The sequence below is a fragment of the Erwinia sp. INIA01 genome (assembly GCF_025947915.1).
Taxonomy (GTDB): Bacteria; Pseudomonadota; Gammaproteobacteria; order Enterobacterales; family Enterobacteriaceae; genus Erwinia; species Erwinia coffeiphila.
Window position 1 is genome coordinate 1 of the sequence record NZ_JAPDNC010000016.1, and the last position, 16,805, is coordinate 16,805.

Annotated in this window: 19 protein-coding genes and 1 pseudogene; 12 read left to right on the top strand and 8 right to left on the bottom strand. The window is 58.5% G+C overall.

Features of this window, described 5'->3' with window-relative positions; translation table 11 throughout:
• Nucleotides 1-150: 150 nt before the first annotated feature.
• The gene (locus OMR58_RS22525; protein WP_105591577.1) at nt 151-699 is read right to left on the bottom strand and encodes a flavodoxin family protein; all 549 of its coding nucleotides are present in this window, start codon (nt 697-699) and stop codon (nt 151-153) included.
• Between the two features lie 244 nt (nt 700-943).
• Here OMR58_RS22525 and OMR58_RS22530 point away from each other — a divergent pair, with 244 nt between their 5' ends.
• On the top strand, nt 944-1,321 hold the full coding sequence (locus tag OMR58_RS22530; RefSeq protein ID WP_264547010.1) for a winged helix-turn-helix transcriptional regulator: 378 nt from the start codon (nt 944-946) through the stop codon (nt 1,319-1,321).
• 93 nt (nt 1,322-1,414) lie between these two features.
• Nucleotides 1,415-1,519, top strand: a pseudogene (locus OMR58_RS22535) (helix-turn-helix domain-containing protein); the annotation flags it as partial.
• Nucleotides 1,520-1,574: 55 nt separating this feature from the next.
• Here OMR58_RS22535 and OMR58_RS22540 read toward each other — a convergent pair.
• The 4 genes from OMR58_RS22540 to OMR58_RS22555 form a co-directional block, all read right to left on the bottom strand.
• A complete protein-coding gene (locus OMR58_RS22540; protein ID WP_200544375.1) occupies nt 1,575-1,886 on the bottom strand; it encodes an antibiotic biosynthesis monooxygenase in 312 nt (103 codons plus the stop codon).
• 176 nt (nt 1,887-2,062) lie between these two features.
• Nucleotides 2,063-3,052 carry an aldo/keto reductase gene (locus OMR58_RS22545; RefSeq protein ID WP_264547011.1) on the bottom strand — a complete coding sequence of 330 codons (990 nt, stop codon included), beginning with the start codon at nt 3,050-3,052 and terminating at the stop codon, nt 2,063-2,065.
• Nucleotides 3,053-3,078: 26 nt separating this feature from the next.
• Nucleotides 3,079-3,930, bottom strand: coding sequence for an aldo/keto reductase (locus OMR58_RS22550; RefSeq protein ID WP_264547012.1), 852 nt, complete (start codon nt 3,928-3,930; stop codon nt 3,079-3,081).
• 226 nt (nt 3,931-4,156) lie between these two features.
• On the bottom strand, nt 4,157-4,747 hold the full coding sequence (locus tag OMR58_RS22555; protein WP_264547013.1) for a flavodoxin: 591 nt from the start codon (nt 4,745-4,747) through the stop codon (nt 4,157-4,159).
• Nucleotides 4,748-5,005: 258 nt separating this feature from the next.
• Here OMR58_RS22555 and yafN point away from each other — a divergent pair, with 258 nt between their 5' ends.
• Nucleotides 5,006-5,299, top strand: coding sequence for a type I toxin-antitoxin system antitoxin YafN (gene yafN, locus OMR58_RS22560; protein ID WP_264547014.1), 294 nt, complete (start codon nt 5,006-5,008; stop codon nt 5,297-5,299).
• A complete protein-coding gene (locus OMR58_RS22565; RefSeq protein WP_234471719.1) occupies nt 5,296-5,640 on the top strand; it encodes a type II toxin-antitoxin system YafO family toxin in 345 nt (114 codons plus the stop codon). Before yafN ends, OMR58_RS22565 begins: the two co-directional genes overlap by 4 nt.
• A 72-nt stretch (nt 5,641-5,712) precedes the next feature.
• Here the strand turns inward: OMR58_RS22565 and OMR58_RS22570 are convergent, their stop codons facing one another.
• Nucleotides 5,713-7,035, bottom strand: a complete 1,323-nt coding sequence (locus OMR58_RS22570; RefSeq protein ID WP_264547015.1) for a cation:proton antiporter — start codon at nt 7,033-7,035, stop codon at nt 5,713-5,715.
• Between the two features lie 140 nt (nt 7,036-7,175).
• The gene (locus OMR58_RS22575; protein WP_200544256.1) at nt 7,176-7,928 is read right to left on the bottom strand and encodes a FadR/GntR family transcriptional regulator; all 753 of its coding nucleotides are present in this window, start codon (nt 7,926-7,928) and stop codon (nt 7,176-7,178) included.
• Nucleotides 7,929-8,122: 194 nt separating this feature from the next.
• On the opposite strand from OMR58_RS22575, the gene OMR58_RS22580 reads away from it, so the two are divergent.
• The 8 genes from OMR58_RS22580 to OMR58_RS22615 all read left to right on the top strand — a co-directional run bounded on the left by OMR58_RS22580 (nt 8,123) and on the right by OMR58_RS22615 (nt 15,311).
• Nucleotides 8,123-8,863 (top strand): SDR family oxidoreductase, encoded by a 741-nt coding sequence (locus tag OMR58_RS22580; RefSeq protein WP_264547016.1) that lies wholly within the window; start codon nt 8,123-8,125, stop codon nt 8,861-8,863.
• Nucleotides 8,864-8,877: 14 nt separating this feature from the next.
• The gene (locus tag OMR58_RS22585; protein WP_205067254.1) at nt 8,878-9,726 is read left to right on the top strand and encodes a fumarylacetoacetate hydrolase family protein; all 849 of its coding nucleotides are present in this window, start codon (nt 8,878-8,880) and stop codon (nt 9,724-9,726) included.
• Complete coding sequence (locus tag OMR58_RS22590) at nt 9,723-11,009, top strand: L-fuconate dehydratase (protein ID WP_200559760.1); 1,287 nt, start codon at nt 9,723-9,725, stop codon at nt 11,007-11,009. Before OMR58_RS22585 ends, OMR58_RS22590 begins: the two co-directional genes overlap by 4 nt.
• Nucleotides 11,010-11,011: 2 nt before the next feature.
• Complete coding sequence (locus OMR58_RS22595; RefSeq protein WP_264547017.1) at nt 11,012-11,869, top strand: amidohydrolase family protein; 858 nt, start codon at nt 11,012-11,014, stop codon at nt 11,867-11,869.
• On the top strand, nt 11,847-12,623 hold the full coding sequence (locus tag OMR58_RS22600; protein ID WP_264547018.1) for an SDR family oxidoreductase: 777 nt from the start codon (nt 11,847-11,849) through the stop codon (nt 12,621-12,623). The genes OMR58_RS22595 and OMR58_RS22600 overlap by 23 nt, the downstream gene beginning before the upstream one ends.
• Entirely contained in the window at nt 12,620-12,970 is a 351-nt protein-coding gene (locus OMR58_RS22605; RefSeq protein ID WP_200559757.1) for an L-rhamnose mutarotase, read from the top strand. Before OMR58_RS22600 ends, OMR58_RS22605 begins: the two co-directional genes overlap by 4 nt.
• A gap of 41 nt (nt 12,971-13,011) precedes the next feature.
• Entirely contained in the window at nt 13,012-14,241 is a 1,230-nt protein-coding gene (gene fucP, locus OMR58_RS22610; protein ID WP_200544241.1) for an L-fucose:H+ symporter permease, read from the top strand.
• 176 nt (nt 14,242-14,417) lie between these two features.
• Nucleotides 14,418-15,311, top strand: coding sequence for an alpha/beta fold hydrolase (locus OMR58_RS22615; protein WP_264547019.1), 894 nt, complete (start codon nt 14,418-14,420; stop codon nt 15,309-15,311).
• A 15-nt stretch (nt 15,312-15,326) separates the two neighbouring features.
• On the opposite strand, the gene OMR58_RS22620 is transcribed toward OMR58_RS22615, so the two are convergent.
• Nucleotides 15,327-16,769 carry an MFS transporter gene (locus OMR58_RS22620; RefSeq protein WP_264547020.1) on the bottom strand — a complete coding sequence of 481 codons (1,443 nt, stop codon included), beginning with the start codon at nt 16,767-16,769 and terminating at the stop codon, nt 15,327-15,329.
• Nucleotides 16,770-16,805 lie beyond the last annotated feature (36 nt).

Sequence of the window (16,805 nt, forward strand, 5' to 3'; positions counted from 1 at the left end):
TGCTGATGCTGATGCTGATGCTGATGCTGATGCTGATGCTGATGCTGATGCTGATGCTGATGCTGATGCTGATGCTGGCCGCAGCATCGAATCTGCCTGGCGGGAAAGTGAAGAATGCCCCGCCTGCTTAACGTGGCGGGGCACTGCTTATCAGTTAAAACGCTGGGCAACAGATGCCACGCGCTCACCGAATTTCACTGCGGTTTCCAGATCGCCGGAGGCAATCTTATCCGCGCCCGCGTCTGAAGGCGACTGCACCAGCAGGCCCACGGAGCCGCCGAGGTTGTTCACGTCTTCGCGAGTTGAGGCCAGGGTATTGGCCGGAGGGAAGCCGAGGCTGACCCAGATCCCGCCGTGCTGTGATGCCAGCGTTTGCAGGTACTGCAGGGAGACCTGCTTGTCGCCGTTCAGGCTGGCGCTGTTGCTGAAGCCGGCGAAGATTTTATCCTGCCAGCCGCGGGTGAACCAGATTTTGGATGAAGCATCTGCGAACTTTTTGAACTGCCACGGCACGCTGCCCATATAGGTTGGTGCGCCAAAGATGATCGCTTTGGCCTCGTTCAGTTTCTGCCAGTCACTCTCCTGGATATCGCCATTCTGGTCAACGGCAATCAGTTCAGCCTGTGCGCCCTCGGCCACTTTCTCTGCCACCAGCTTGGTGTGTCCGTAGCCGGAAAAATAAACCACCGCAATACTCATGATAGATCCCCTTGATTAACAATCGTTATTCGGTCCGGCCCGTGAGCGTTTAAGCCCCGGCCAGAAACCTCATCCACAACACTTTCTGAATTCAGCGCGTTCGCGTATGGCTTTGCTATTTCTTGCGCCTTAGTATCCAATAGAAACCACGTGCAAGTTATACCAGCGTTGTTTACAGCGTGGAAGAAGGCACCTTATCGCCACTACGTTTCTAAAAGGAAACCGGCATTAGAGGAATAAGCATATGAATAAAGAGCATTTAGACTGGAATGTGTACAGCAATCAGTGCCCGACCCGTGAGGTGCTGGCCAGGCTGGCGGACAAATGGGCGTTGCTGATTCTGGGCCGACTGGAAAGTGGCCCGGTGCGTTTTAACAACCTGCGCCGCGACGTGCAGGGCATTTCACAGAAGGTATTAACCCAGACGTTGCGCAAGCTGGAGCGCGACGGCCTGATCGCCCGCCAGGTTTTTGCTACCGTGCCGGTCACGGTGGAATACAGCATCACCCCGCTGGGCCAGACGCTGACTAAAACCGTTTCGGTACTGATGCACTGGGCGGAAAAGAATATGGATGCGGTACTGGCGGCGCAGGCGGCTTATGATGCGGCGAATGTAGCTTGAGGGTAGTGAGCAAACTGGCGAGGCACCAGGGTACGCTTGTTGATAAGAAAATTTTGGCATTGGTTGTAAGTAAAGAACTGGTGGAGATTTGCCATGACGACGAAAAGTAAATTTAAAAGCCCGGCATTCGAAGCAATCCACAGTGCAGCAGCAGGATTATTCAGTGTGGATGCTATTCCTGCTGAAACAATGCGCAACAACCGTTTGGGCTAGCCGCGTCCGTTGCAAACCCATATCGGATTCTCTTCCCTGATTACAGTGGCGTCACGCTGTCCACTTCATGCTGGAAAACGTAGGGATCGGACAGCAGTTCAAAGGCTTCATCGTCCGGGTAGGTGACGGCGACGTGGTAGTCTTCACCGGCAAAGGCTTTCACCGCAGCAAGATCCTGCCAGTATGTCGCCAGGAAAAAATGTTCCCAGTCTGCCTGAGTTTCCCGGCGCACCAGCGCTCCGCGGTTCCCCGGCACGCTTTTTGAGTGTTCCACGCCGGTTTCCTCAAGGTGCTGAGCAAAACCCTCAGCGTGTTTCAGCGGCACGCAGCCGTGCCATGTCCTGACTATCATCCGCATTCCTTTTTCTGATCGGTGAGATTTTCATACTATCGTAAAAAACAGGATTGTGTAGTGCCGGAAACGGGGCCTGAAAGAGACCCCTTAGAAGAAAATGGCTGAAGAGTTCATAGATTTAAGGCTGGCGAATCGTTAACGTTGCGCTACGACAACGCTGCTGTCGCTGAATTTTAGCGCCCGACCCGGGCCGCCAGCGCAGCAGGATAGCGTTCGCCGGTGATTTTCACCGTTTCCAGCGCCTGTGCGATCTGGCTTAGATCGCGCTGATTGAGAACGACATCCACCGCCGCCAGGTTTTCATCCAGCCGGTGCAGTTTCGTCGTGCCCGGGATTGGCACAATCCACGGCTTCTGTGCCAGCAGCCATGCCAGCGCGATCTGCGCAGGCGTGACGCCTTTTTCTGCCGCGATGCCGGCCAGCAGAACCCGCAGCTGTTCATTCGCTTCCAGCGCGTCGGCGGCAAAGCGCGGCACTTTACTGCGGAAATCGTCGTCGCCAAAGGTGGTTCCTGCTTTAATTGCCCCGGTCAGGAAGCCTTTGCCCAGCGGGCTGAACGGAACAAACCCAATGCCCAGCTCTTCCAGCAGCGGCAGGATTTCCTGCTCGGGTTCACGCCACCAGAGGGAGTACTCGCTTTGCAGTGCGGCGACCGGTTGCACGGCATGCGCACGGCGAATGGTCTGCGCACCGGCTTCCGACAGGCCGAAGTGCTTCACCTTGCCTTCGGCAATCAGATCCTTCACCACCCCCGCAACGTCTTCAATCGGCACATCCGGATCGACGCGGTGCTGATAGAGCAGGTCGATAACCTCGGTATTCAGCCGACGCAGCGATCCTTCCACCGCCTTGCGGATGTGTTCCGGGCGGCTGTTTAAGATCTGCTGTTTATTGTCATCACCGAAGGTAAAGCCGAATTTGGTGGCGATGACCACCCGGTCGCGCAACGGTTTTAACGCCTCGCCAACGACTTCTTCGTTGAGATACGGGCCGTACACTTCCGCGGTATCAAAGAAGGTGACGCCGCGTTCTACGGCGGCGCGGATCAGTTCGATGGCCTGACGGGTGTCCGTTGCGGGGCCGTAGCCGTGGCTCAGGCCCATACAGCCCAGACCCAGCGCAGAGACTTCAAGTCCGGAATGACCAAGATAACGTTTTTTCATCACGTAACTCCTTATTTGTCAGGATGTTAAACATCAAGTTTACGGCCGGTCAGCCATTCAATTCTCGCCGGGTCGCGGTGTGAGAAGAACGCGCTGGTGGCGGTATCCAGCGCGGTAATTTGCTGCATATCCTGCGGGCTGAGCGTGAAGTCGAGGATGTTCATGTTCTCTGCCATCCGCGCCCGTTGTACGGTCTTTGCCAGCGAGACAATGCCGCGCTGGAAGATCCAGCGCAGTACAACCTGGCCCACGCTTTTGCCGTGCTGTTCACCGATGGCTGTTAACAGCGGATGCTGGAACAGGCCGTTTCGGCCTTCGGCAAAGGGTGCCCAGGCTTCAGGCTGGATCTCACGGCTCAGCATCCATGGCACCGGGTGCAGCTGTTGGTTGAAGGGGTTAACTTCAATCTGATTAACGGCGGGAACGACCGTGTTAAAAGCGATGAGATCGGCAAGACGGTCCGGATGAAAATTGCTGACGCCGATCGCCCGGATTTTCCCGGCCTGATACAGTTCCTGCATCGCTCGCCAGGCACCGTGGACGTCGCCATACGGCTGATGAATCAGATAGAGGTCAACATAGTCCAGCTGTAGCCTATTCAGCGAGCGTTCAAACTGGGCTTTCGCGCCGTCATAGCTGGCATCCTGCAGCCACAGTTTGGTGGTGACGAACAGCTCGCTGCGCGCGATGCCGCTTTGTTTAAGCGCATTCCCGACCTGGGTTTCATTTTGGTAGGACGCGGCGGTATCAATCAGGCGATAGCCGACGTCAAGCGCGTCAATCACGGAGCGCTCGCATTCGGCGGGGTCCGTCATCTGGAATACGCCAAAGCCCAGCAGGGGCATTTCAATGCCGTTGTTCAGTGTTACCGAGTGCATCACGATTTCCCTCAGCGGTGGTGAGTGAAAAGCATACTCCGATGTAATTGATGTGATTAGCGGGGTAAATTCGCTAAGGTTTATGATTTAAATTCATAAATAATTGCTCGGCTCGGCTCGGCTCGGCTCGGCTCGGCTCGGCTCGGCTCGGCTCGGCTCGGCTCGGCTCGGCTCGGCTTAGCTCAGCCTTGCTCAGCCCGGCTCAGCCCAGCTCGGCTCAGGCAGATCAGCTTCGCACCGACTCCAGCCAGCCGTTGACTGTTTCCGCGGTTCGTCTTTCCTGGTCGCACTCCATTACCAGCGGCTTTTCCCGGCGAGCCGCTGGCGCAAGCGCGGCAAGCACGTCCTCGCTGTCGCCCGGTCCGTAGCCGCCGTGGGTGATAAAGGGGATCAGCAATTTATCCGTGAAGTGATGACTAGCCAGAAAGGTTTGCACTACTGGCGGTATGCTGGTGCCCCAGATGGGAAACCCCAGATATACCGTCTGATAACGATCGATATCCGCGACGCTGTTTTTTAATGCGGGCCTGATACCGCGTTCGCGTTCAGTCTTAGCCTGTTCAACCGTCTGAAAATAGTCTGCCGGATAAGGGGCGGCGGGTTCGATTTCAAACAGGTCCGTCGTAAGCTGGCGGTGAATCACCCCGGCAATTACCCGCGTATTACCGCTGCGTGAAAAGTATGCCACCAGTGTTCGGCTGTTGTTACGGACTACCGCCTTGGCGCGAGCCGCCGCTGCCAGCGGAACACTTGCCAGCGTCAGTCCAGCCATGGCGTAAAGCAGCATGCGGCGAGTGGGATCGGGTTTTTCTTGCATGACGAGGTTCCTCTGGCTGGCTTATCCGGGATGAAATCGGTCCGGCACACGTGATGGCTGCCTGTGTGTGCCGGGGAGTAGCAACCAGAGTAGCCTTAGAGCCGGAATAAGATAATCGCGTCAGGCGGGCAGGGGTTATGAAACGGATTCATAGATGCTTTAATTGAAGTGACTCTATACAATCTCTAACGTTCAAAATTGATGTCTATTATAACGTGCATTATAATGTGTATTGTTGAGTGCACTTAAAGGTGAATCATGGAACGTATTCTTGCGGAAAAATCCATCAACATCACAGAGTTGAGAAAAAACCCGGCGAAATATTTTATTGATGAACCGGTTGCCGTGCTGTCTAACAACCGGCCTGCGGGCTATATGGTGAGTGCACGGGTGTTTGAAGCACTGATCGATCTGTTAGAAGAGAAACAGGGCAAAACGCATATTGCCGCACGTTTTCGGCCTACGGCTGAACGCTTGAGCCATATTGCCGATAGTGGGCAGGCGCTATTGGACAGCGCCTCGGATAAGGATCTTACTGAGTTCACGGAATGAGCATAAGGATTTTTAAATCTGCACTAATCCGCCATCAATTGAGCCAGCAGGAACTGGATGATTTGGTTGCGGATTTTCTAATCTATAAACAGGAAGGTGTATTGCCCGATACGTTTGGTCGGGATGCACTTTATGACGATGATGCCACCTTGCCTCTAGTGAAAGAGGAGCGGGTGGCACATATCCATCTCGCCGATGCAGACTCGCATTTCCCTCATTTTCTCCGCCAGTTCAAACGTACCAGCGATCTTGCTCATCTGGTTTATTGTCAGGGCGCAATGGAGCCTGACAGCTATCTTCTTATTATCATTCTCAAGCCTGAAGCGCATAAAATGGCATGAAATAACAACCATATGCACAAGATTAGTAAAATGGCTGAAGCATTTAGAATGAAATATTGAAAGCGTTAAGCCTCAGCCCTCTTTCCGCTGAAGCATCGCCATTAGCGGCGTGACCGAAATGCCGTGTACCAGCACGCTGGCGGTGACAATGGTCAGGGCGATGTCGATGACCCGGGTGGCATCCGCGCCCTGCATACCGTGGACCCAGGCGTAAGCGATATAGTTCAGGCTGCCGATGCCGCGAATGCCCAGCCAGCCAAGACTGGCGCGATGCAGCAGTGTAGTGCCGGAACGCCAGGTGACAATAAATACGGCCAGCGGACGGATCACCATAAAGATCAGCAGCGCCAGCAGCAGGGCGGGCGCATTCCAGTGGCCGGAGAGCGTTACGCCCAGCACGATGATCAGCCCGGCGGCCAGCAGCCGCTCCACTGTATCGCCAAAGGAGAGCGCATCGCCGATCACCAGGCCGACTGATTTAATCGGCGTGCGCTCCTCAATGCCGTGGCGCGTGTGCGGGTTAATCTGCATCTCTGCCGGAAAATCGTGAATATCTTCCTCTTTGTCAGCGTGCCTTTTCTGCACGCTGATTTCAGCGCTGCGTAGCCCGATACCTGCGGAAAAAGCAGCCAGAAAACCCGATGCGCTGAGAGACATCGCCAGTGAAAAACTCAGGCAGATAAGTGCCAGAGCAACGAAATCACTGGGTGCCATGTCCCCCTGCGCATGGCGGGAACGGGTGGCGATCAGGCCAATAATTCGGCCCAGTGCAAAACCAATCAGCAGTCCGCCTGCCAGCGCCCAGACCAGATCCACACTCAGCCAGGTGAACCACTCCTCCGTGCCGGGCGCTTCTCCGGCGTGATACCAGATCAATGCCAGCATCAGAAAGGGTAGCGCCGTGCCGTCATTCAGGCCCGCTTCGCTGGAAAGGGCGATGCGTAAACGGTCACCGTCGCGCGCATCGTTAATCGAAACCAGGCTTGCCAACACCGGATCGGTCGGCGCCAGAATAGCAGCCAGCGCCAGTGACAGCGGCCAGGACAGCCCCGTCAGATAGTGGGCGGCAACCATAATACCGGCGATGGTCAGTAACATGCCGGGCAGGGCCAGCATGATGCCCGTTCTCCAGTAGGGCGAGGTGAGCGGCAGGCGGATTTTCAGGCCGGTAATAAACAGCGATGCCGCCATGGCTATCTCAGTTATCCGACTGGTAAGCGAGGCGTGTTCCACGATATCGAGATTGACGATATCCAGTCCCCAGGGGCCGCAGCCGATGCCCACCAGCAGATAAAGCCCGAATACCGGGATCGGCGCGCGACTGATCCAGCCATATGACAGCGACATTAAAAGTAACAGGCCGCCCGCAGCAGCCGTCCACGCCAGATATCCCATACCTCTCCACTTCAGAATAAAAATTTCATTCTTAGGTATAGTTGTTCAGATAGCAGTTTTCCAGGCACGGAGGGCCGCCGCAGCCCTCAAAGACGGGCCGACGTTACGTTGCTGAGTTGAAAAATCTCTGGTGCAGCGACCTATTCCTGCACCCCACCAAAGGTGGAAATCACCCGCTCGATATGCAGTTTCATCGCCTGCCTGGCGGCTTTCGCATTGCGTTTTTCCAGTGCGTTCAGAATGGCAAGATGCTCATGCTCTGAAACGTTTGGCATATCGCTCGGCGTGAAGTGCGCCTGCAACATGCGGAACATGCTGCCGTAGCGGTGCCCAAGCAGGTGGCCAATGATAAATCCATAGGCGGGATTGCCGCTGGCCTGGGCGATGCGGATATGGAATAACCTGTCGCCGGGATGGGTGTGCGAATTCGCCCGGTTATCTTCACAGTTTTGTTTATAGGCTGCGCGGATCGCCTCCAGCTCGGCATCGCTGGCGTGCAGCGCGGCCAGCGCCGCGGCTTCCGGCTCAATCAGCAGGCGGGCCTGTAACAGCGAGAAGGGCGGCAGCTCGGTGGAAAAGTCCAGATTAATCCCCAGCTCGTCGTCCGGCTCGTGCCACTGGTCGCGTCCGGCTTCGGCCATCACCGGCTCCGCATTGCTGCGCCGTGCCTTGACGATCACGCCGTTGCCAACCTTCACATCGACCAGGCCGATCACCTCAAGTGCAATCAGCGCCTCGCGCACCGATGCCCGACTGACCTGTAGCTGTTCGGCCAGTTCTCGCTCGGCGGGGAGGCGGCTGCCGGGCGGAAATTCGTTATTGTCGATCAGCTTGATTAATTGATCGGCTATCTGCCTGTAAAGTCTTGGGTTTTCCATCTTTTTTATCGGCATATCGCGCTTACCTGAAAATTAAATTTAAGTGACTGCGTGCACAAAAAAGCAACATCACACTTGCCAATGTTACATAAATGTCAATAAAAAGTAATTCTTCTGCGGCCATCTCGGTACTTTTACGCCCCTCAATGTGAGGGAAAAGTTCACCGTTAATGGCCTGACCATTAGATCATTATACCAAAGGAGTTGCAATGAACCTACAGGGGAAACGCGTGCTGATCACCGCCGCCGGGCAGGGGATTGGGCTGGCTACCGCTCGCCACTTCGCCGAACTCGGAGCCGAGGTGATCGCCAGCGATATTCAGCTTTCCGCGCTGTACGATCTGCCGGGCATTACGCCCTATCAGCTGGACGTGACCGACCGACAGGCGATTGCCAGGGCGGCAGAAGAAATCGGCACGCTGGACGTGTTGTTCAACTGCGCGGGTGTGGTGCACAGCGGCAGCCTGCTGGCGTGCAGCGAGAAGGAGTGGCAGTTCGCCCTGGATCTCAACGTGACCGCCATGTTCCACATGATTCAGGCATTTTTGCCGGCCATGCTGGCGCAGAAAAAAGGGTCGATTATCAACATGTCGTCGGTGGCCTCCAGCGTGAAGGGCGTGGCTAACCGTTTCGCCTACAGCACCACCAAGGCGGCGGTGATCGGCCTGACGCGCTCGGTAGCGGCGGACTTTATCGGCGACGGCATCCGCTGTAACGCCATTTGCCCGGGCACTGTCGATTCGCCTTCGCTGCGACAGCGTATTGCCACGCAGGCCCAGGCGGAAGGGAAAAGCGAAGAGGAAGTCTATCGCGCTTTTGTGGCCCGTCAGCCCATTGGCCGCATCGGCAGCGCCGAAGAGATCGCCGCGCTGGCCGCCTATCTGGCCTCCGACGCCAGCGCTTACACCACCGGCACTGCACAGATTATTGATGGCGGCTGGAGCAATTAATTAAGGAGCACGGCATGAAATTAGTTCGTATTGGTGAACCTGGCCAGGAGCGCCCGGCTATCGTTGATGAAACCGGCGCGCTGCGCGATATCTCCGGCTATGTCGACGATATTGCCGGGGAGGTTCTGCTGCCGCAGTCGCTGGAAAAGCTGCGTCATCTGCCCGTTCATAGCCTGCCGAAAATTGACGGCACCCCGCGAATTGGGGCCTGCGTGGGCCGCATCGGTAAGTTCATCTGCATCGGCCTGAACTACGCCGATCACGCGGCGGAAACCGGGGCAGCGATTCCCGCCGAGCCGGTGGTGTTCAGCAAGTGGACCAGCTCGGTGGTCGGGCCGAACGATGCAGTGCGCATCCCGCGCGGATCGGTAAAAACCGACTGGGAAGTCGAGCTGGGTGTGGTGATCGGCAAGGGCGGCAGCTACATCAGCGAGGACGATGCCCTGGATCACGTTGCGGGCTACTGCGTGATTAACGATATCTCCGAACGCGAATACCAGCTTGAACGCGGCGGCACCTGGGACAAAGGCAAAGGCTGCGACACCTTCGGCCCGATCGGCCCGTGGCTGGTCACCGCCGATGAAATTGCCGATCCGCAGCAGTTGAATCTGTGGCTGGAAGTCGACGGCCATCGCTATCAGAACGGCAACACGCGCACGATGATCTTCACCGTGGCGCAGATTATCAGCTATCTCAGCCGTTTTATGAGCCTGCAGCCGGGTGACGTGATTTCAACCGGCACGCCGCCGGGCGTCGGGCTGGGTCAGACCCCGCCGGTTTATTTACGTGCGGGCCAGACCATGCGTCTGGGTATTGAAGGGCTGGGTGAACAGCGTCAAACCACCGTTGGAGAATCACTGTGACTACATTAACCGCCCTGCGCGTAGAAGATATCCGTTTCCCGACCTCGCAGCATCTCGACGGCTCCGATGCGATGAACCCGGACCCGGACTACTCCGCCGCCTATGTGATTATCGAAACCGATAACCCGGCGCTGAGCGGCCACGGACTGACTTTCACCATCGGGCGCGGCAACGAGATTTGCTGTGCGGCGATCCGCGCCATGCAGCATCTGCTGGTGGGGCGGCGACTGGCGGATATCACCGCCGATATGGGGCAGTTCTGGCGGGAGATCACCGGCGACAGTCAGCTGCGCTGGATCGGCCCGGATAAGGGCGCGATGCACCTGGCGACCGGCGCGGTGGTCAATGCCGTGTGGGATCTGTGGGCCAAGTCGGCAGGCAAACCGCTGTGGCGGCTGGTGGCCGATATGTCACCGCAGGAGCTGGTGCGCTGCATCGATTTCCGTTATCTGACCGACTGCATCACTCCAGCCGAGGCGCTGGATCTGCTGGCCACCCGAGAGGCAGGGAAAGCACAGCGTATCGCCGATCTGCAGGAAAACGGTTATCCCTGCTACACCACCTCGGCGGGCTGGCTGGGCTATGACGACGACAAGCTGCGTCGCCTGTGCCAGGAAGCGGTGGATGCGGGCTTTTCGCATATCAAACTCAAGGTGGGTCGCGACCTGGCCGACGACAAGCGCCGCGTGGCGATTGCCCGCGACGTGCTCGGCCCGCACCGCCAGCTGATGATCGATGCCAATCAGGTGTGGGAGGTCAACGAGGCGGTGGACTGGGTGAAGGAGCTGGCGTTTGCCGAGCCGTGGTTTATCGAAGAGCCAACCAGCCCCGACGACGTGGAGGGCCATCGCCGAATCCGCGAAGGGGTGCATCCGATTAAGGTCGCCACCGGCGAAATGTGCCAGAACCGTATTCTGTTTAAGCAGTTCATCATGCGTGAAGCCATCGATGTGGTGCAGATCGATGCCTGCCGCCTCGGGGGCGTCAATGAGGTGCTGGCGGTGATGCTGATGGCGGCAAAATACGGCCTGCCTGTTTGCCCGCACGCGGGCGGCGTTGGGCTGTGTGAATACGTCCAGCACCTGTCGATGATTGATTTCGTCTGCATCGCCGGGACGCATGAAGGGCGGGTGATCGAGTTTGTCGACCATCTTCACGAGCACTTCCTGCATCCGTGCGACATTCGCGGTGCGGCCTATATGCCGCCTACGGCACCCGGTTTCTCCATCGAAATGCATCCCGCCTCGCTGGCACAGTACCGCTTTCAGGGCGAGGGAGCATAACGGTGCGTATTGATGCCCATCAGCACTACTGGCGCTATCGGGCGGCGGATTTTCCGTGGATTGACGCGCAGATGATGCAGCTGCGACAGGACTTTTTGCCGGTTGACCTGACGCCGCTGCTGGCGGGGCGGGATTTTGACGGCGCGATTACCGTTCAGGCGCGGCAAAGCCTGGACGAGACGGCGCAGCTGTTGCAGTGGGCGGAGTCGCGCGGCAAGGCGGATGCGGTGGTTGGCTGGGTGGATATCACCGCTGCCGATCTGGCCCGTCAGCTGGAAACGCTGCGCCACCCGCGCCTGCGCGGCTTCCGGCACCTGGTGCAGGATGAACCGGACCCGGCCCGCTGGCTTCATCAGCCTGCGGTCGCTGCCGGGATGAGTGAGCTACAGCGGCAGGGCTACGCCTGGGACATGCTGGTGACCTGGCGGCATCTGCCGGAGTTAACCGCATTTGCCGCGCGGCACGATGCGGGCTGGCTGGTGCTGGATCATCTGGGGAAGCCCGATATCGCGCGTGGCGCAACGGCCTGGGGCGAGCAGGTCGCCGAGCTGGCGGCAATGCCGCATGTGGTCTGCAAGCTGTCCGGGCTGGTGACGGAAGCCCCCGAGGGGCGGTGGAGCGCGGCTCAGCTGCGCCCGTTTATTGAAGAAGCGCTGGCGCGGTTTGGCCCGCAGCGCCTGATGTTCGGCTCCGACTGGCCGGTGTGCCTGCTGGCGGCGGACTACGACGAGGTCAGCCAGCTGCTGGAGGATGCAACAGATGCCCTCACGGCGGATGAGCAGGCGCAGATTTGGGGAACAACCGCGGCCAGCGTGTATGGCCTGACAGGAGGCGAAAGTGGATCTGTTTTTAAAAGATAAAGTGGTGATTGTCACCGGTGGCGGCTCCGGGATCGGGGCGGCGATATCAAAACTGCTGGCGGAGGAAGGGGCCATCCCGGTGATTGTCACCAACCGCATGCCGGACGAGATCTGGCTGGCGGAAGTGCGGCGCTTACAGCCCGCGCTGGAAACGGTGATCGCCGATCTTTGTGATGAAGAGAACTGCCGCACGGCGGTTGAACAGGTGATGAAGCGCTTTGGCCGGGTGGATGCACTGGTGAATAACGCCGGGGTAAACGACGGTGTCGGGCTGGAGGCCGGGCGGGCAGCGTTTGTCTCCTCGCTGGAGAAAAACCTGATCCATTACTACCAGATGACCCATTTCTGCCAGCGGGCGCTGGAAAACAGTCGGGGTGCAGTGGTGAATATCGCCTCAAAAACCGCGCTGAGCGGGCAGGGCGGCACCAGCGGCTACTGTGCGGCGAAGGGGGCTATTCTGTCGCTGACCCGCGAATGGGCGGTGTCCCTGCGTGAAAGCGGCGTGCGGGTGAATGCGGTGGTTCCGGCCGAGGTGATGACCCCGCTGTACGAACAGTGGATCGCCAGCTTTGACGATCCCACCGCCCAGCTGGAGAAAATCAATGAACGTATTCCGCTCGGCAAGCGCATGACTACCCCGGAAGAAATTGCCAACACCGTGGTATTCCTGCTGTCGCCGCGCGCCTCGCACACCACCGGTGAGTGGCTGAGCGTTGACGGCGGCTATCTGCATCTTGACCGGGCGCTGCTGTGAGCGGCCGCACGCAGCGGTTCTGCCAGGCGCTGGACCTGGTAGACAGCGAGGAAAAAATCGCCGAATACCAGCGGTTGCATCAGCGTATCTGGCCGGAGGTGGCGGCACATATCCGGCAGCACGGAGTGGTCGATATGGAAATTTATCGCCTCGGCACCCGGCTTTTTATGATTCTGGAGGTGGACGAACGCTTTGACGGAGAACGTTTTAATCAGGCAGCGCTGAACAACCCAATCGTTCAGCGCTGGGAAGAACAGATGTGGCAATACCAGAATCCCACCCCGTGGACCGCCAGCGGCGAAAAATGGGTGGCGATGGCGCGAATATTCTCTTTGCAGGACCAATAAAAACTCTTACCACCCTACAAGTACGCTATGAGGATATAACTATGTCTACAGAACGAATCCGGATGTCATCAAGCATCGGGAGCGGCGGGAGCGTCAGTGTACGCTGGGCGTTTATGCTGATCACCACGCTGTTTTTTATGTGGGGCGTGTCATACGGCCTGCTTGACGTCCTGAACAAGCATTTCCAGGAAACGCTGCACGTGACCAAAGCGCAGTCCGGCCTGTTACAGGGTGCCTACTTTGGTGCCTACTTCCTGGTGGCAATGCCGGCGGGCTACTTTATGAGCCGCCGGGGCTACAAAGCCGGTATTCTGGCCGGTTTGATGCTGTACGCCGTCGGCGCGCTGCTGTTTGTGCCTGCGGCGATGGTGAATAACTTTATGATGTTCCTGTTTGCGCTGTTCGTACTGGCCTGTGGGCTGGGCTGCCTGGAGACGGCGGCGAACCCTTACGCCACCGTGCTGGGTGACCCGAACGGTGCGGAACGCCGCCTTAACCTGGCGCAGTCGTTTAACGGCCTGGGCCAGTTTGTCGGGCCGATGATCGGCGGCACGCTGTTCTTCTCGCAGACCACGGCGGATGAAGCGCAGGATACGGTGAAAATGACCTATGTGGCGATTGCCTGCGTGGTGATCGGCATCGCCTTCCTGTTCAAGCGCACCGCGCTGCCGGATATCCGCGAGTCGGAAGAGGCGGCGGCTCAGCACGGTAATACTTCACTGTGGCAGCAGAAGCACTTTGTTGGCGGCGTGGTCGCGCAGTTCTTCTACGTGGCGGCGCAGGTTGGCGTAGGGGCTTTCTTTATCAACTACGCCACCGAACACTGGCACGGCGTGACCAATCAGAGCGCGTCCTATATGCTCTCGGTGGCGATGATCTGCTTTATGCTGGGCCGCTTCTTCTCCACCTGGCTGATGGGCCGTGTGGCACCGGCGCTGATCCTCGCCAGCTATGCGGCAATCAACATCGTGCTCTGCGGCGTGGTGATGCTTGGTCTGGGCGATGTCTCGGTGGTCGCGCTGGTGGCGATCTTCTTCTTTATGTCCACCATGTTCCCGACCATTTTCGCCATGGGGGTGAAAAACCTCGGTAATGCCACCAAACAGGCCAGCTCGTTTATGATTATGGCCATCGTCGGTGGGGCGATCATGCCTTACTTTATGGGGCTGATTTCCGACAAACTCAGCACCGCTGTCTCATACGGTCTGCCGCTGCTGTGCTTCGTGGTGGTGCTGTTCTATGCCTTAAGCCAGCGCCGGAATGCAGCTTAAGCGCGCGGGATCATGAAGAAGATGCGGAGTTATCTGCCAGCCACGGGCGCGGCAGGCTCCGCGGGGCTGTCTGTTTCAGAAGGATTTTGAAGCGGGCAGTAACCCGGCGGTTTACGCTGGCTTCGGCATCTGCCATGCTGACGGCGAAAATGGACAGATCGACAGGAAGCTGCCGCGTGATTGATTTTAATGACTATATTGCACAAACCGATTCGTTACGTGCAGCCCTGCCCGATACGGCTGTGATAAGCACTGGCCAGGTGGAAGGGCTGCACTACCGGCTTTTCAGGCAGAGCGAAGAGCCTGAGGATGTGGTGGTGATTTATCATGGCGGCGGCGTAAGCGGCGATGCCGGATACGACGTTATTGCCCGCCAGCTCTGCGCCGAAGGGCCTGTCGCGGCCTGCGTGGTCGATATTCGCGGGCACGGTTTTTCTACGGGTGAGCGCGGTACGGTCGCCCGACCTGACCGCATCTGGCAGGATGTTGATCTGCTGCTGGCCGAAATGCGCCGTCTTTTTCCCAACGCACGTCGCCATTTGCTGGGGCACTCCAGCGGAGCCGGTATGCTGCTGAACTTCCTCACGCGTTTTCCCTTCACCGAACGGGCGGACAGCCTGATTTTGCTGGCACCGGAGCTGGGGCCGTTTTCCTCCACGGCGAAGAAGACGTCAGCACCGTTTGCCCGCGTGCGGCAGTGGCCATTTGTGGTCAATGCGCTTAGCGGCGGCAGGCTGATGGGGCAGTCGCAGGGCGTCAGCCTGCTGTTCCCTGCGGCGGTACCTGAGCCACCTGCGGGTCTGGTCCGGCACTACAGCGTTAATATGGCCAATGCCCTGACGCCGCGCCATCCGGGCAAGCAGCTGGCCGGAATACCGATTACCACGCTGATACTGGCCGCCGAGGAAGATGAGATTATCTGCTGCCGCGCGCTGGGCGAATTAGTCGCCCGATCCGGAAATGCCAGGCTGGCGTTTCAGACGATTGATCGGGCATCACATCTGGGCTGCGTGTTTGTTGCTTATCGCTTTATTCATGATTTTGTCACTGGGTGCAAAGCGCGCCGTTGAAGGCACAACGCCGGGTTAACTGCTCTCAGCGGAGCGATCGGCGCAGATCGCAATCAGCATCCCGACCAGTGCCGCGCCGCTCAGCACGCGGAATACTTCCTGCCAGGCGGCAATCTCCGGCTGCGTGCCGAGCAGCACTGCGATGACCGCCAGCGTTATCGCCCCGGCAATATACTGGCTGGTCACGATCAGCGCGCTGGCGCGGCCCTGCTGCGGTTCGGAGACGGCCGCCAGCCCGACGGCAAACATCGCCGGATAAATCAGCCCGTGGCCCAGCCCGCTCAGGACAATCCCACTAATGAACGAAGGCGAAAGTGGATGGGTCAGATTAACGGACAGCAGCCACAGCCCCAGCCCGGCGGCGGCAAAGCCCGCCATTAACAGATATGAACCGGCAAAGCGGACGCTCAGCCTGCTGTACAACGCGTTTCCGAGTACAATCAGCAGCGCCAGCGGGGTAAACAGCAGCCCGGTGGTGACGGCATCAAGATGCTGGCTCTGCTGCCACAGCAGAGTCATGGCGAAAAACTGGCTGCCGACGCTGGCCATATAGCAGGCGCTGCTGAGCCATCCCGTTTGCAGACCGGGCAGGATCCGCAGCGATCGCGGCAGCAGCGGCTGTGGCGCATAGCGTTCGTGCAGAATAAACAGCAGGGTCATCGCCGCCGCCAGGCGATTGGCGAGGAAATCTGCCGCCCCGCTTTCCGCAAAACGCATGAGTGCCCACACCAGCGTACCCGCCGCCGCGCAGCCGATAACCGCACCGCTGCCATGGAACAACCGGAAGTTCGGCCTGTGTATTTTTCCTGCTGAATAACCGCTTGAGGTGACGTCTGACTCCATCTTTAAGCCCGACGGGCTTGCCCGCTTGCCAGCAGCCAGAAAATGCCGTCTGACCAGCCACAGCGCCAGCAGTCCCGGCGGCAGGTTGATAAAGAAAATCGCCCGCCAGCTCAATGCGGTCAGCGCACCACCGAGGATAACACCGGCAACCAGCCCGGATGCGCCGATAGCGCTCCAGATCGCCAGCGCGCGGCGATGAGACTCACCGCTAAACCGCTGAGCCATCATCGCCAGCACCGTTGGTTGCAGCAGGGCGGCGGCGATCCCCTGACCACCGCGCGCGGCCAGTAACAGAACGCCGCTCTGTGCCAGACCACCCAGCAGCGAGGCGAATAAAAACAGCGCCATGCCAGCGATAAACATCCGCCTGGCCCCCAGGCGATCGCAGAGTGCGCCACCGCTCAGCAGCAGGGCGGCAAACGTCAGGCCGTACAGCGATACCACCCACTGCATCTCGCTGGTTGAAAGATAAAGCCGCTGCGCCAGCGTGGGCAGGGCAACGTAAACAATGGCGTAATCCAGGGCGATCAGCGCCTGGGCGATGCCGGGTGCCAGCAGCGCGCGGTAAGGGAAATCCGTTCGGGCGCGGATAGAGTCTGGGTGTATATCGGTCATAAGCTGTTCCTGTTGAGTCTTTTGATGAATCTAATT